At 31.7% G+C, this 14,083-nt stretch carries 14 protein-coding genes; 12 read left to right on the forward strand and 2 right to left on the reverse strand.

Annotated elements, in window-relative coordinates; translation table 11 throughout:
• Positions 1 to 311 precede the first annotated feature (311 nt).
• The 8 genes from ACI48Q_RS08800 to ACI48Q_RS08835 all read left to right on the forward strand — a co-directional run bounded on the left by ACI48Q_RS08800 (position 312) and on the right by ACI48Q_RS08835 (position 8,742).
• Positions 312 to 1,052 (forward strand): aminoglycoside phosphotransferase family protein, encoded by a 741-nt coding sequence (locus ACI48Q_RS08800; RefSeq protein ID WP_474918709.1) that lies wholly within the window; start codon positions 312 to 314, stop codon positions 1,050 to 1,052.
• 789 nt (positions 1,053 to 1,841) lie between these two features.
• Entirely contained in the window at positions 1,842 to 3,368 is a 1,527-nt protein-coding gene (locus tag ACI48Q_RS08805) for a methyl-accepting chemotaxis protein (protein ID WP_474918710.1), read from the forward strand.
• 315 nt (positions 3,369 to 3,683) lie between these two features.
• Positions 3,684 to 4,244, forward strand: a complete 561-nt coding sequence (locus ACI48Q_RS08810) for a bifunctional transcriptional activator/DNA repair enzyme AdaA (RefSeq protein ID WP_474918711.1) — start codon at positions 3,684 to 3,686, stop codon at positions 4,242 to 4,244.
• Between the two features lie 12 nt (positions 4,245 to 4,256).
• Positions 4,257 to 5,165, forward strand: coding sequence for a DNA-3-methyladenine glycosylase family protein (locus tag ACI48Q_RS08815; protein ID WP_474918712.1), 909 nt, complete (start codon positions 4,257 to 4,259; stop codon positions 5,163 to 5,165).
• Positions 5,158 to 5,646, forward strand: coding sequence for a methylated-DNA--[protein]-cysteine S-methyltransferase (locus ACI48Q_RS08820; RefSeq protein ID WP_474918713.1), 489 nt, complete (start codon positions 5,158 to 5,160; stop codon positions 5,644 to 5,646). Before ACI48Q_RS08815 ends, ACI48Q_RS08820 begins: the two co-directional genes overlap by 8 nt.
• Before the next feature lie 336 nt (positions 5,647 to 5,982).
• A complete protein-coding gene (locus ACI48Q_RS08825) occupies positions 5,983 to 6,906 on the forward strand; it encodes a conserved phage C-terminal domain-containing protein (protein WP_474918714.1) in 924 nt (307 codons plus the stop codon).
• Positions 6,818 to 7,603, forward strand: a complete 786-nt coding sequence (locus ACI48Q_RS08830) for a DnaA ATPase domain-containing protein (protein WP_474918715.1) — start codon at positions 6,818 to 6,820, stop codon at positions 7,601 to 7,603. Before ACI48Q_RS08825 ends, ACI48Q_RS08830 begins: the two co-directional genes overlap by 89 nt.
• Positions 7,604 to 7,731: 128 nt before the next feature.
• The gene (locus tag ACI48Q_RS08835; protein ID WP_474918716.1) at positions 7,732 to 8,742 is read left to right on the forward strand and encodes an ArsR/SmtB family transcription factor; all 1,011 of its coding nucleotides are present in this window, start codon (positions 7,732 to 7,734) and stop codon (positions 8,740 to 8,742) included.
• 147 nt (positions 8,743 to 8,889) lie between these two features.
• Here the strand turns inward: ACI48Q_RS08835 and ACI48Q_RS08840 are convergent, their stop codons facing one another.
• Positions 8,890 to 9,789, reverse strand: a complete 900-nt coding sequence (locus ACI48Q_RS08840) for an AraC family transcriptional regulator (protein WP_474918717.1) — start codon at positions 9,787 to 9,789, stop codon at positions 8,890 to 8,892.
• Between the two features lie 511 nt (positions 9,790 to 10,300).
• On the opposite strand from ACI48Q_RS08840, the gene ACI48Q_RS08845 reads away from it, so the two are divergent.
• The 3 genes from ACI48Q_RS08845 to ACI48Q_RS08855 all read left to right on the forward strand — a co-directional run bounded on the left by ACI48Q_RS08845 (position 10,301) and on the right by ACI48Q_RS08855 (position 12,223).
• Positions 10,301 to 11,386, forward strand: coding sequence for a serine hydrolase domain-containing protein (locus ACI48Q_RS08845; protein WP_474918718.1), 1,086 nt, complete (start codon positions 10,301 to 10,303; stop codon positions 11,384 to 11,386).
• Positions 11,387 to 11,605: 219 nt separating this feature from the next.
• Entirely contained in the window at positions 11,606 to 11,989 is a 384-nt protein-coding gene (locus ACI48Q_RS08850; RefSeq protein WP_474918719.1) for a hypothetical protein, read from the forward strand.
• An 87-nt stretch (positions 11,990 to 12,076) separates the two neighbouring features.
• A complete protein-coding gene (locus ACI48Q_RS08855; RefSeq protein ID WP_474918720.1) occupies positions 12,077 to 12,223 on the forward strand; it encodes a hypothetical protein in 147 nt (48 codons plus the stop codon).
• 209 nt (positions 12,224 to 12,432) lie between these two features.
• Here ACI48Q_RS08855 and ACI48Q_RS08860 read toward each other — a convergent pair whose 3' ends face one another.
• Positions 12,433 to 13,209 (reverse strand): DeoR/GlpR family DNA-binding transcription regulator, encoded by a 777-nt coding sequence (locus ACI48Q_RS08860; protein WP_474918721.1) that lies wholly within the window; start codon positions 13,207 to 13,209, stop codon positions 12,433 to 12,435.
• A 564-nt stretch (positions 13,210 to 13,773) separates the two neighbouring features.
• Here ACI48Q_RS08860 and ACI48Q_RS08865 point away from each other — a divergent pair.
• The gene (locus ACI48Q_RS08865; protein ID WP_474918722.1) at positions 13,774 to 13,953 is read left to right on the forward strand and encodes a hypothetical protein; all 180 of its coding nucleotides are present in this window, start codon (positions 13,774 to 13,776) and stop codon (positions 13,951 to 13,953) included.
• Positions 13,954 to 14,083: the final 130 nt, after the last annotated feature.

Here is a 14,083-nt window from a genome sequence, read left to right on the forward strand (position 1 = left end):
TACCTCAAAGAGTCTAAGCCCTTATTCATATTCTGTACCTAATGTATAACTTAGAAAAAAGTCTAAGTTATACCCGCTACGGTGAAGCGTATCGCAAGTGATAGTAAAGTGAAAGTTTGAGATTGTGATTTAATAAGTATACCTAAGAAATAATGATGTATGAATAAGTCAGAGATAACAACTTATCTATCAATGATTCAATATATAGAAGAATAGGATATTATTGATGAATTAATTCATTTCTCTATGGCTGGAGAAATAAGCATTTGGCACCTACGGCCATAAATGCTTTGAAAGGCAGGGTGATATAAATGAAATATGGGAAGATATTGGGTAAAGGCAATACGGCAACTATTTATGAATGGAAAGAAGGTACTGCACTTAAGCTTTTTGATCAGGGTTATCCCAAAAATGCAGTAGAAAGAGAGTTTCAAAACGCGAAGGCAATCAATGGTATGAATTTTGCAAAACCAAAGGCATATGAAATTATTTGCTGCGAAGAACGGATGGGAATTTTATATGACAAAGTGGAGGGTGAGTCTTTGTTGGATTGGACTATGAAAACAGGTGATCTCCAAGGATGTGCAGAATATATGGCACAGTTGCATAAGACAATCGTACAGAACAGAGTTAGAAATGTACCGAATTACAAAGAATTTTTAAAGTCTAATATATTAAACGCTGAATCGAATAATCTAATGGAACAAAATAGAGTTCTAGAAACCTTGGAAAGATTGAAAGATGGAGATACACTTTGTCATGGAGATTTTCATCCGGGTAATATATTACTCTCAAAGGGGCATACAGTGGTTATAGACTTCATGAATATATGCCATGGAGATATTTTATATGATGTTGCAAGAACTGTTTTTTTGGTGGAATATACACCAGTTCCAGAAGATGCAGATGATAGAGAAACGCTCCTGAGATACAAGAAACAACTGTCAGACTTATATCTTATGGAAATGAATGTTTCTCGAGAAGTGATACAAGATTATCTGTCTGTGATTATTGCTGCTAGAGTGGGTGAATGCCCTAAGGAATACCAATGAGCGGAGAAGTTTCTGAAGCCGCTAAAAAGAAACTTAGTAAATTACTAATTGAAGGTGAATGTCCTCTTTGCAAGGGAAGAAGCCTAAGAAATTGTTATAAAAGGAATAACTACTATTCTATATTTAAACTCTTAAGTGAGAATATAAATCTTCGATTTAGCTCTTCGAGCTTACTCATTCGAACGCATGTGAGAAGGAGTTACATTTATAAATTACGTTGAATTCAAACAGATAAGGTGAGTATAAATTATGTTGAGTTACATAACTTACTGCACACCTTATTATTTTATTATCAAAAACAAATTATATAATGTTACAAAGAATACATTCTAATAGTACACATCCATCTTTATTTATATCTATTTCATTACATAGAATATCTAAATTAATTAACCTATAATAAATTTAGTCAGTCATTTCTTTTTTAATCTTCACATGTCTAATAAAGAATTTCCACACATATTTCTATAAATAATAAAATTACAGGTAATACATTAGAAAATAGAGAACAAGTTTCCATTTAAATTTTTATTTTACATATCTATAATTATTTTCAAATTTATAGTATACTGATATGGTGCGTAAATATTCATATTTAGGATTGGGGTTATCTATATAGAAAATTTATATGCTAGTGATATTAGGAATCATAAAGGGGACAAGGATTTATGAAGCTTAATTAGGAAAAAATTTATATTAGATTTTAGAAAAAGCTGGCTTCCATAAAGAAGCATAGCTTGTAAGAATATTAATAAATGATAATTAGGGTAAGTTTTTAGGAGGAAATTTATGATATTTAAGGCAAAGAAAAAACCATGTTATGAGACTGATGAAATTATGGATTATGTTAACAATCGTATGAATGGGAGAATTATCGAAAAACCTGTTGTTAAATACGATAACCATATTAGGCTTGCTAAATATTTTGACAAGCTATTTGACGGAGAAGAAAAAATGGCTCAATCAGCCAAAAGGATTATTGACATAGGGGCTTCCATAAGCAGTTTTGATACTGAAATGAAGCATATATCTGAAATGCTTGTAGAGTTTGCAGAAGAAATGAAAGATGTAAGCCAATCAAACTTAGCTATTGTTGAAGAGACCACAGCTAGTATGAACACAGTTAATGAAACTACTTCTGTTGCAACAGAAACTCTTAATGCTGTATCAAATTCATCACAAAATCTTATGAACAGCAATATTGAAGGGCTTTCTCAAATGGAAGAAATCAGTGACATTAAAGAAGATGTGCTAACGAATGCAAATGTAATGAGCGGTAAAATAGATTATTTAGTTCAAATGGCCAATAAAATTAATGATATTGTAGGTACAGTTGAAGAAATTGCTAACAAGACTAATCTTTTAGCATTAAATGCATCCATAGAAGCAGCAAGAGCTGGGGAACATGGAAGGGGCTTTGCAGTAGTAGCTCAGGAAATTAGAAAGCTTGCAGATGATACTAAAGTTAATCTCGATGGTATGAAATCTGTAATGGTAAATATTCATCAAGCTGCAAATGATGGAAAGAGTAGTATGGATAAGACCATATCAGAGACCACTAAAATGAGTGATAAAATAGATAATGTTAAGGTTACAATAAAAAACAATGTTGAGTTACTAGACTCAACAGTAAAAGATATAAAAGTACTTAATGAATCTATGAGTGGCATTAGTCTTTCAGTAGGGGAAATTAATAAAGCTATGGAAATGTCAACTCTAGATGCAGAAAGGCTTAGTAACATGACAGAAGAAGTTCATAATAGTGCTGTGGAAAGTGCAGAGCAGGGAATAAAGATCTCTAACATTGACAATGAGTTATCTAAAATAGTTAGAGAGTTATTTGCTCATTTAAAGGATACTTCTAATTCTATTACTAATAAGGAGTTTATTACTTACATTGAAAAAGCTAAAACTTCTCATACTGCTTGGCTAGCTAAACTAAAAATAGCTGTGGAGGAAAAGAAGGTATACCCCCTTCAACTAGATGGGAATAAGTGCGCTTTTGGTCATTTTTATTATGCAATTAATGCTGACCACCCAAAAATCTCAAAAGCTTGGAATGAAGTTGGAAAAGTTCATTTAGATTTTCATAGTACTGGAAAAAAAGTTATGGATTCAATTAAAGGAAAAGACTATGGAAATATATACAATGATTATAAACAAGCAGAAGAATTATCACATAAGATATTTAAATATCTTGATGAAATTATTAAAGAAGTTAAAAATATTGAATCAGTTGGAGATCAGCTGTTTTATGTTGAAAACAATGTTTGTGGAGAGAGTAACCACAGCTGTAATGAATGTAGTGCTTGTTAATATTACTGGCATAAGATTAGTATATATTCATCACAAAGTATGATTATATGAGGTAATCCTAGGATAGTTATGATAAACTGCGAACCTATTTACACTTAAAGGAAATAGGTTCGCAGTTTATCTATTTCAGTACATTTTTTTGTTTCGACCATAAAAGCAAGAATGAGGATGAAATAGATATAGATTTCTTGTAGAATGGAAGACAAGAAAGAGGAGGAATTAAAATGGCAAAAATTCAGGAATTTAATAACTTTCATAATTCAAAGGATACCTCACTTTTATATGAGAATTAAATTAGAAAGGGCGACGAACGCAATGGTAGATAAAATTAATCTTTCTTTTGATGAAATGTGGGAGAAAATCATTGCTTGTGATAAAAGCTATGATGGGCTATTTTTTACGGCAGTGATAACAACAAAAATATATTGCCGACCTTCCTGTAGATCTAGAAAACCTAAAAAAACAAATGTTAAATTCTACCATGATATTAATAAGGTTGAGAAAGCTGGTTTTCGCGCATGTAAAAGATGTCAGCCAGATGTGGATCACTCCCCACATATTGGTCTTGTAAAAGATGTAATTGCCTTCTTAGTAAATAATTATAAACAAAGGATTACATTACAGGATGTTGCCAATCATGTGGGGGTAAGTTCTTATTATCTTGAACGGCTATTTAAACAGGAAATTTCAGAAACTCCGCGTAGGTATTTGGAAAAAATACGAGTGGATAAGGCAGCACATCTTCTTAAAAACACGGATCGAAAGAATCTTGAGATCTGCTATGAAGTTGGATTCCAGAGTCCATCAAACTTTTATAAGGTATTTCGTCGTTTAAAAAATTGCTCACCTACAGAGTATCGAAATCTTCATAGGTAAGGAGATGCCGTAATGAATTGGATTGATCATGAATCATATATTGAAATTTGTCCGCCTCTGGAATTTAATTTTGAACAGTGCTTAGTGTTCTTAAATAGATCTGATCAAGAAGTGCTGCATGAAATAAAAGATGGTTATTTATATAAACTGATAAAAGTGAATGGTGAATTAATTTTAATTAAAGTAGGGAGTACCCAACATTCAATTCAAGTTGAATTTCCAATAAGTCCCCCGTCTATAAGTACCCGTGAAGAAGTTGCAGCCTATATATGGGAATGGTTTGATTTAGATAAGGACTTGAGTAATTTTTATGAAGTGGCTAGCAAAGATAAGGTATTGCAGCAAATTGCCCATAAATATTATGGATTACGGATTATGTGTATTCCAGATTTATTCGAAGCTCTGACATGGGCCATTATTGGGCAACAAATAAATTTAACATTTGCTTATACACTAAAAAAACGTTTTGTTGAACACTTTGGAGAATGTGTTACTTTCCAAGGAAAAACCTTCTGGTTATACCCATCACATGAAAAAATTGCAACAATAGATGTGGAGGATTTACGGACTCTTCAATTTACTGTTAGGAAGGCTGAATATGTTATTGGAGTGGCTAAAGCAATGACAAGGGGCGAATTAACAAAAGAAATTTTACTTCTAAAACAAGAATATCAACAAATGAAAAAGTCTTTAATGGAGATTAGAGGTATAGGACCATGGACGGCAGATTATGTAATGATGAAATGCTTACACCATCCTTTAGCATTCCCAATAGGGGATGTGGGTCTTCATAATGCTTTAAAGCTTCAATTAGGACTTCAGCGTAAGCCCACAATAGAGGAGATCAAAGAGATGGCAACAAATTGGGAAGGTTGGCAAGGCTATGCTACCTTTTATCTATGGAGGTCTTTATATGATTAGATTACATAAATTAGATTACCAATCTCCAATTGGAATTATTGAAATAATAGGCACAGATGAAGCAATCTGTTCTATTATGTTTTCTGAAGGGGATATAGCTGTAAATATTCTGCAAGAAGAAACCCCAAAAGTATTAGAGGATTGCTACGGACAACTTGATGAATATTTTAAAGGTGAACGTCAAGAATTTACATTTTCCTATGTCTATGAGGGGACAGACTTTCAAAAAAATGTGTGGAATGCTTTAACAGGTATTCCCTATGCTAAAACCGCCTCATATAAAGATATGGCTGTTTCAATCGGAAATGAAAAAGCTATCAGAGCAGTAGGAAACGCAAATGGAAAAAACAAGTTAAGTATCGTAGTTCCATGCCATCGAATTATCGGGTCAGATGGTAAATTGACAGGTTATGCAGGTGGTTTATGGAGAAAGGAATGGCTGCTTCAGCATGAAAAATCGGTAGAACTTAAAAATAAGTAGCATGGTTAACTAACCATCAAATAGAAACAGGAATTTTCAATAATATGGAACTCTTATTTTAAAGTGTTCAGATTTTTGTGTCTACAATATTATACTAAAACCAATATTATAGTAGCTTAGATTATAGATAAAGCACTTGTGAATATTTTTCACAAGTGCTTTGCTAATTTTATTCCTAGTTTCTTCATTAAACCTTAGATTTTCTTTAAACTAATATTTACTCCCAATGCGTTTAGTGATTTATTTAGCTTGCTATAAAAGAAATTAAAATTTTTATTAGCCCTAAGGCTTACTGACTTGTATATATAAGGTAGAAAGATAAATAGGAGGATGGGTATGAAGTATAATATTTTAGGTTTTAGCCAAGAAGGTTCTATGGAATTAGGATTAAATACTGATGACTTGTTGCTGCTTAGGTGGTTCATCGATTTTAAAGAAACCGGTGCTATGAAGAAAAAATTCTTGGAGAAAGAGAATAGATGTTGTTATTTAGTTAGCTATAAGAAAATTATTGAGGATTTACCTATTTTGGTTAAGGACTGTAAGGTTAAGGAGCATAGAGAAGAAGGCTTCACTGCAAGCGTAGAGGAGCGACTTTTTAATACTCAAAAACAGAAGCTAAAAAGGATGTTTCAAGGAAATCTAGGGAATCTTTTAATTAGACATGTGGAAAGGGACAGTAAGGGAACTTTTTTATATGTTTATATCCATGAGGATAACTATACAAAATTATTATTGGGTAGCGACGTGTCTATTAAAAGGGCTAAAGATGATGATATGTCATCATCAGAGGATGAAAAATGTACCACTCCTAGTACAGATTCAATAGTAGGGGATGATGAAAAATGTACTGATGGGTTGGTTAAGATTGACCAAACAAAGATTAATCTATTAAAGGATTCTTCTATTAAAGATAGAGATAATATATATAGTCAGGTTGTCACCTATCTCAATGAAAAGTGTGAAAGTAGTTTTAAAGTAGATTCTAAGAAAACTAGACTGCTTATAAGAGCTAGAGCTAAGGAAGGTTTTTCCCTTGATGATTTTAAAAGTGTTATTGATAAAAAATCAAAACAGTGGTTAGGTACTGTTTATGAAAAGTATTTAAGACCAGAAACCTTATTTGGGAATAAATTCGAGGGATATTTAAATGAAAAGGAGGGAAACTTCTATGGTTCAAGTAAAGCAGGAATCACTGGAGAGAATATTAGCAAAAGTAAGAGCTCAAAGTTCAACTTTGAAGGAATCAACAATTTATAAGTGTGAAAGCTGTAAAGATACTGGTTGGATGGAAACAACTCCTTGGACTTATAGAAGGTGCAGTTGTGTCACAAAGTCCCATATGGAAAAGCTTTGGAGAGATTTCGGAGTTAATCCTAATAAGGTAAAAAAATTAAAGGAATTTATTCCCTACGACTCTTTAACTATAAAAGTGAAGGAGAGTGCCTTAGAATATGTGAAGAATTTTACTAGAAGAAGAGAGGAGGGGAATAATTGGTTTGGATTATTTGGACAAGCTGGCTCAGGGAAAAGCCATGTGATTTTGGCTATAGGAGCAGCACTTTTATCCATGGATTTTTCAGTGGTTTATATGCCCTACACTGAAAGCATGAGAATTGCCAAGAGCTATGCCAATGATGATTATGAATATTCTAAGATTATGAAAAAATATACCAGCTGTGATGTACTTATTATAGATGATCTCTTCAAGGATAAGGTTAGAAATGGAGAGATTATAAGCTCTTTAAAGGAATCAGATATTAGGCATATATATCCTATTTTAAATACTCGATATTATAACAATTTGCCCACAGTTATATCCAGTGAATGTACTTTAGAAAATCTTGTGGATTTAGATGAAGCCTTAGGTGGTAGGATATTAGAAAAATGCGTTACTAAGATATTTTTTAGGGGAGAGGGTTATGATTATAGGTTAAAGAGCTTCTGTAAGAGTTAGAAGTGCAAAATATCCCTTATGAATTAATAAATTACATGATTATGTATAAGTTTATTTAAATATAATGCACACTGGGATATAATATAGGATGAGATAGAGTAATTATTAGTATAAAGGAAGATTATGATATGAAAAAAATATTAAATAGGGATAATTGTTATTTTACCCATTCTAAGGTGATAGAATTACTTACCTTAGTAATAGATATATTTCTAAAGGATAGTAAAGTAAAATACTATGATAGTTTATATACAGAGGAGTATATTGAAAATATAAGAAATAAATATAGATTCCTAGGAGAAATTATTCCGGAGAGTCAAAACCAAGGAATGTCTATTCTAGAGTTTTTATTATGGGGTGGAAGCTATGATTCTTTAGAAGAATATAAAGCCTATTTGCTTGAGAAAAGTGATTTAGAGTTTTTTTACGAGCTATATGGAAAGTACATAGCTATTGAAACTCTTGAGAAAGCTTTACACAGTGAAGAAGGGTTAAGCCAGCTATATAATGGCTTTGGAAATATAAGCAATAGTTACTTGGCCTTAAAAAGTTTGTTTACTAACAGAACTCTTTTTATAAATCAGTTTTTTCAGTGTGCTGAAGAACTGGATACGGAAGAATTTAATAAGTTTTTATGTGAAAATGAAGCTTTGATAGCTGAAGAGGAGAGAAGCTTCACAGAAAAGTTATGGAAAAGTGAACCTTTTGAAATTACAGAAATGTTATTAGGAAAGGTTTGTAAAAATAGAGGACCCTATGAAAAATTTATATTTGTTCCCAGCTTTTTTATGCCTTTTCGAATAATAAGGTATTTCGATGAACATCAAATTTTGATATATTCACTGAAGCATAAGCAGTTATCTAAGAATGATATAACTAAGATTTTAAAGGTCATTTCCGATGATAGCAGATTTAATATAATTGATTTATTGTCTACAAGAGACCCTATGATGGGAAAAGAATTAGCCAGTGCATTAGGAATAGCCACTTCTACCTTATCTCATCATATAGAGCAGCTAAAGGAAATAGGCTTTATTAACGAAGAAAGAGTTAAGAATTCCAAGTATTATAGCTTAAATTCTAATTCTATGAATAAATTTCTAGAGTATTTTTCTGATAAATTTTCTACTAAAAAATAAATTATTAATTAAGGCTATGTTTTAAACTTGAGTTGAAACTGGACTTCATATTATTACCGCTCAACGGTTTCGCAGCAATAATATTGAAGTCCAATTACACCTGAAGGTTCTTATGGGATTTCTTCCTTTTCTAAATATTGAAAATACTTATTTTCTTAGAATAGGTGCGTAAATCTTAATCCTAGATGATTCGTCTTCAAAATTAGCATCGTATACCTCAAAGCTAGGAAGTGTTGAGTAAACATATTCGTTCTTGGTATAAACTGTTTTAGGCTGTTCCAGACCTTGCTCATGTAACCAGGTCTTGTAAAAATACTTCCAAAATTCTCCGCTAGTTTCCATGCCGAGGGTGGTATCAAACACTGCATATTCACAGGTGTCGAATCTACGAGCAATGAAACCGGTAGGCAAGTTGTCAAGTGTAGAAACTTCCACGGCAATCATATACTTGGCAGTATCATCTTCTGCTGATTCATGAGTCATACCATATTCTACTGGGAAGTTTACTTGATCAGGAATTAGTTCTACCAATTTTTCGCTATTCCATTGGTCATATAAATCTCCTATGTTGTCAGTGCCTATGTTGTAATTAATGTCAGTCTCAAGTCCTACTACTAGGAAGCTTTCTTTTGTGACAAATTGAACACTGTCAAAACTTTGTTTTAAATCCATTTTTATACCTCTTTCCATAAATAAATTTTCGGGAGGAAAAGGATCAATATGTGGATTTATTCTCCTGAAACGCGCCGGCGGAATTCTATATTGCTGTACAAATTTCTTAGTAAGTGACTGCTGGGACGAAAACCCTGCTTCAAAGGCGATAGAGATGATTCTCTTGTCAGTTTCCTTAAGTGCCCTTGCTGCTTGATATAAACGATATTGATTAACGTATTCTTTCACTGTGTAACCTGTCAGTATCCTGAATACCTTCGAAAAATAAGATGGTGAAAGGTATACATACTCAGCTATGTCGTCAACTAATATATTTTCGTCATACTTTCTGTGTATAAATTGGGTTGCTTCAAATATAATACTCAGATAATCCATGCTAATCCCTCCTTCCATTATTATACTACTATATCAGGGATCTAAAAGTTTTGTCAGAATCAACTTAGTTTGAACTCTCCTTATGAAAAAATTCTTTTAGAATCATCAAATTTAATTTCATTGTTGTTTATATATAAGTTGTAATAAAGTTTCCATATTATAGATTAATTGATATGAGCTTCATATTATCCATGCTCAACCGTTTCGAAACCTTGATTTGCTAAAGCTCTATTCAATAAAAAATCATTCCAAAGTATGGTAAATAATGATAATATTATATATAGTTATGTCAAAACTGTAAGATATTGCGAAAGAACATTATTTTTACTTTGTGTGGAGAATAAAATATAAGATTATCGAAGTCATGAAATGATAGGTGATACGTTCTGTAAAGTAAAAGCATATTCTGACTTACTAAGGGATGATATAAAAGAACCATTTAAGAGATAAAATAGACAAGTATGAAATGAGTTATGTGAACAGAACATATACTTTCAGGAGAAAAATAATTTTGAAAGTTTGGAATGGGAGTGAAAGAGTATTGGATGCTAATATTATAAAATCACGAATATTAAATAAGAATCCCGACTTTTCTGGGGTTATATCCCTTTCAATTAATGGAGAAGTCGTTATACAAGAAGCTATGGGAGAAGCAAATATAAGTGAACATATTCAAAATAATGTAAATACAAGATTTCCAACAGCTTCTGGGTGTAAAATTTTTACTGCTGTTGCAGTATTAAAATTAATTGAGATGGGAAAATTATCATTAGATGATTCGGTTACAGCTTGCCTGCCAAATTTTTTCCCATATATGGATGATTCGGTTACAATTCGTCATCTACTTACCCATACATCAGGATTCTCCGACTATTTTGATGAGGAAGAAAATGATACAGATGTTTCTTATGCTAAGGTATGGGAAAACATCCCCATGTATATGATGAAATCGCCTAGTGAATTTCTGGGATTACTTCAAAATAAAAAAATGGAATTTGAACCTGATTATCGCTTTAAGTATAACAATGGAGGATTTGTAATACTTTCTATAATTATAGAAAAAGTTTCAGGCATGGATTTTCCACTTTTCATACAGAAGTACATCTTTGACATGTGTGGTATGGGGCATAGCGGTTATTTTTCAATGGACAGTCTTCCAGGTGATACTGCAATAGGTTATACAGATAATGGAAAAGGTGGACTAAAAACAAATATTTATTCTGTGCCTATAATTGGTGGTGGTGATGGAGGTGCCTATACTACAGCAAGAGACATGTATTTATTCTGGAATGCTTTGTTAAATGGAAAAATTCTGTCACCTCACACTGTACAAGCCATGTGCACTCCACAAGTAGAAACTGGAGAAAACTGCGTTGCTTATGGGTATGGTGTATGGTTGGATACATATAATGAAAGTGTTATAAAAATCCACACCATGGGAGGGGACCCTGGAGTATCCTTCAGAAGTGCCTATTATCCCCAGGACAAAATTGTGTGCACCGTTTTATGCAATCGTGATGCAGGTAGCTATATGGCATTTAAAGTAGTTGAAGATATGATATCTACAATGCAAGATAAAGTAACAACATTTGAATAATGTCATATTTTTCTTATTTTATGCAAATAACTGAGATATCTTAATTTTAAACTGCCTCCATAAAAACTATGGAGGCTAATCTTTATCATATGAGGAATTAATTCAATTATTTACAGGTATGATATTTAACACAATATTTCTTGGGAAATATTACCATGAAGATAACCTTGTAAAATACATCGGACTAAAGGAAATATAAATATATTGGGAGGTAACAGAATGCTATATAAAGAAAATATAATTAAAATACTTAAAGATATGGACTTGCCTTTAAGTGAGTATTGGATAACCTCAGGTGCAGCCTTAGTGATTCATGGAGTTAAAAAGGGTACAAATGATATTGATTTAGGAGCCACAACTAATTTAGTAGAACATTTTTTAAACAAAGGCTGTAAATATAGAGTAGTAGAAGATAATTCAAGAATTGTAACTGTAGACGATACAATAGAATTATTGGAAAATTGGTTTGTTGATGAAATAGAATTTATTGATGGATTACCAGTGGGTAGTTTAGAAAGTATAAAAAAACAAAAGGCAGAGCTGGGAAGAGAAAAGGATATTAAGGATATTAGAATTATAGATAAATATATAAGTTGTAATTAAGCTTTTGCATTATATAAATAGGCTATAACTTAGTACACACTTTGTAATCTATGATGAACAACAAAGATTTACATGGAGTGGTTAAATATGATAAATGTAAAAAATAGAATAGTGGATGAAATAAAGGAGACAATAGAGAAATTATTTTCAGTAAGTGTTACTGAGCATGTAGAATTAATAAAGAAGGGCTTTTATGAATGGATACAATCAGATTGGAAATATTTCTGTAGATGATATAATTTATTCATTGAAATTATTATATTGTTTAGAGAGTTTTTGGTGGCTTAGAAGTGATAGTTTTAATAGCGAAGGTCCACCAAAAAGATTTGCAGACGAAATGGTCTGGTTAAACGAACTATAGAGTATTGCATAATCTTTAGTTTAGTCAATCATAAATACTTACTTTTCAATGAAAGACGGGGCAAAAAATTTCGCCCCGAAATCTATTCTTTTTCTACTACAATAACCTTGATTCCTTGGTCGTCAAAAGCTGATAAATCTTCCTCCGACGCATCCCAATCGGTAATCAACGTATTTAATCTTTTTGCAGGACAAATGCTGATTATTGATTCAAATCCAATCTTCTCTGTTGGGAATAATCCTATAGTTTCTTTTGAACTGTCAATTACTGCATTCCAAAAACTAATTGCCTGTGATTTTTGAATTGATAAACCAAATTTTGGTGATATACATGCAGAGGTAATAAAACATTTATCAAATCTTAATCGAGCAATCATTTCAACTGCAAATGAATCATAACAGTTTCCCTTGTTATCCATTTCTCCACCTAAAAGAATTACAGATATATTTTCCTTTTTACGTAATTCTTCTGCAATAATAATAGAGTTTGTAACTACACGAACACGAATATCACTTGGCAAGTTTTGTGCCATAAAATATCCGACTGTAGCAGATGTAATAAATATTACATCATTAGTATTTATCATTGAAACAGCTTTTAGTGCTATTGACATGTAGTTTTCTTTAACTTCTGTAATATCCTTTGCGGTTACTTTGGGTGGCTTACCGAATGCAACCTGCCTTATGGGAATTGCACCACCATGGGTTCTTTTTAGCAATCCTTTTTCTTCAAGTATTCTTAAATCTCGTCTTGCAGAGTCAACTGAAACATTAAAGTTTTCTTGTATTTCGCCAATAGATATCCTACCATTTGTAGATAAAATGTCTAAAATAGCTTGATGTCTTTCATCAATAAACATAAAACATACTCCTTTAACTTATATTCAAAGACAATTCAGTGTCGACCTTGATTCATCTTTATTCATATTATATCATGTTTGTTAATGAATTACAATTAAATATTGGAAATAATTACATAAAAGATCAACAAACGTTAACAAACATTAACTGATATAAATCACATAGTAAATCCATATATAGAATAACCATAATCTTTATTACTCATTTTACTATCTAGAGATGTAAGTTAAAATTAAAGCCTTTTGAATTAAGGAATAACTTCATATTAATGTAATATTAGGTATAATATCCCTTAAGGATGATAAAACGAACGGTAATTAATTATGAATTAGTTAGTTGCATCATATTAGAAAAAGTGAATATAAGATATTTAATTTATTATATTAGGAGGTTATAAAATGGTAGTCAAACCTTTAGATGATGTTATGTCTTATTTTGAATTTGCATTTTTTGCTTATATAGTATTGTTTTTAATTGTAAGCTTGAACTAATATAAAGCACTTTATATTAGAAAAAATTTACCTGACGGTAATTCTATTGGCAAATTAATTCAAAGATTTGATTTGGTTATTGATATTTTTTGTGGTGTAGCAATGGCTGCAGGTCTAATATTTCAAGGAGTATTGGCAGACAATAATGCATTAGGTCACAATGCTTGGGGTAACACACTTTTAGGCATATCTATTGTAAGCTTTATTGTTTTTGTATTAAATTTAATTGTAGTTTTGAGAAAAAGAAAATGAGCATAACATATAGATTGACTAATACTCACTTTTCTTAAAGGGTGAAACAACCATTAATTCACCTCATGATGATAGAGCGAATTAATTGATAAAAATGTTCTTTGGAAACTGAATCGTAGGATGTTTACAA

Source organism: Clostridium sp. LXY-7, assembly GCF_056172015.1.

What these genes read in the sequence shown, in the direction of transcription:
- ACI48Q_RS08800 (WP_474918709.1), top strand. Translation starts at nt 312, where the DNA reads ATGAAATATGGGAAGATATTGGGTAAAGGCAATACGGCAACTATTTAT.
- ACI48Q_RS08805 (WP_474918710.1), top strand. Translation starts at nt 1,842, where the DNA reads ATGATATTTAAGGCAAAGAAAAAACCATGTTATGAGACTGATGAAATT.
- ACI48Q_RS08810 (WP_474918711.1), top strand. Translation starts at nt 3,684, where the DNA reads ATGGTAGATAAAATTAATCTTTCTTTTGATGAAATGTGGGAGAAAATC.
- ACI48Q_RS08815 (WP_474918712.1), top strand. Translation starts at nt 4,257, where the DNA reads ATGAATTGGATTGATCATGAATCATATATTGAAATTTGTCCGCCTCTG.
- ACI48Q_RS08820 (WP_474918713.1), top strand. Translation starts at nt 5,158, where the DNA reads ATGATTAGATTACATAAATTAGATTACCAATCTCCAATTGGAATTATT.
- ACI48Q_RS08825 (WP_474918714.1), top strand. Translation starts at nt 5,983, where the DNA reads ATGAAGTATAATATTTTAGGTTTTAGCCAAGAAGGTTCTATGGAATTA.
- ACI48Q_RS08830 (WP_474918715.1), top strand. Translation starts at nt 6,818, where the DNA reads ATGGTTCAAGTAAAGCAGGAATCACTGGAGAGAATATTAGCAAAAGTA.
- ACI48Q_RS08835 (WP_474918716.1), top strand. Translation starts at nt 7,732, where the DNA reads ATGAAAAAAATATTAAATAGGGATAATTGTTATTTTACCCATTCTAAG.
- ACI48Q_RS08840 (WP_474918717.1), bottom strand. Translation starts at nt 9,789, where the DNA reads ATGGATTATCTGAGTATTATATTTGAAGCAACCCAATTTATACACAGA.
- ACI48Q_RS08850 (WP_474918719.1), top strand. Translation starts at nt 11,606, where the DNA reads ATGCTATATAAAGAAAATATAATTAAAATACTTAAAGATATGGACTTG.
- ACI48Q_RS08855 (WP_474918720.1), top strand. Translation starts at nt 12,077, where the DNA reads ATGATAAATGTAAAAAATAGAATAGTGGATGAAATAAAGGAGACAATA.
- ACI48Q_RS08860 (WP_474918721.1), bottom strand. Translation starts at nt 13,209, where the DNA reads ATGTTTATTGATGAAAGACATCAAGCTATTTTAGACATTTTATCTACA.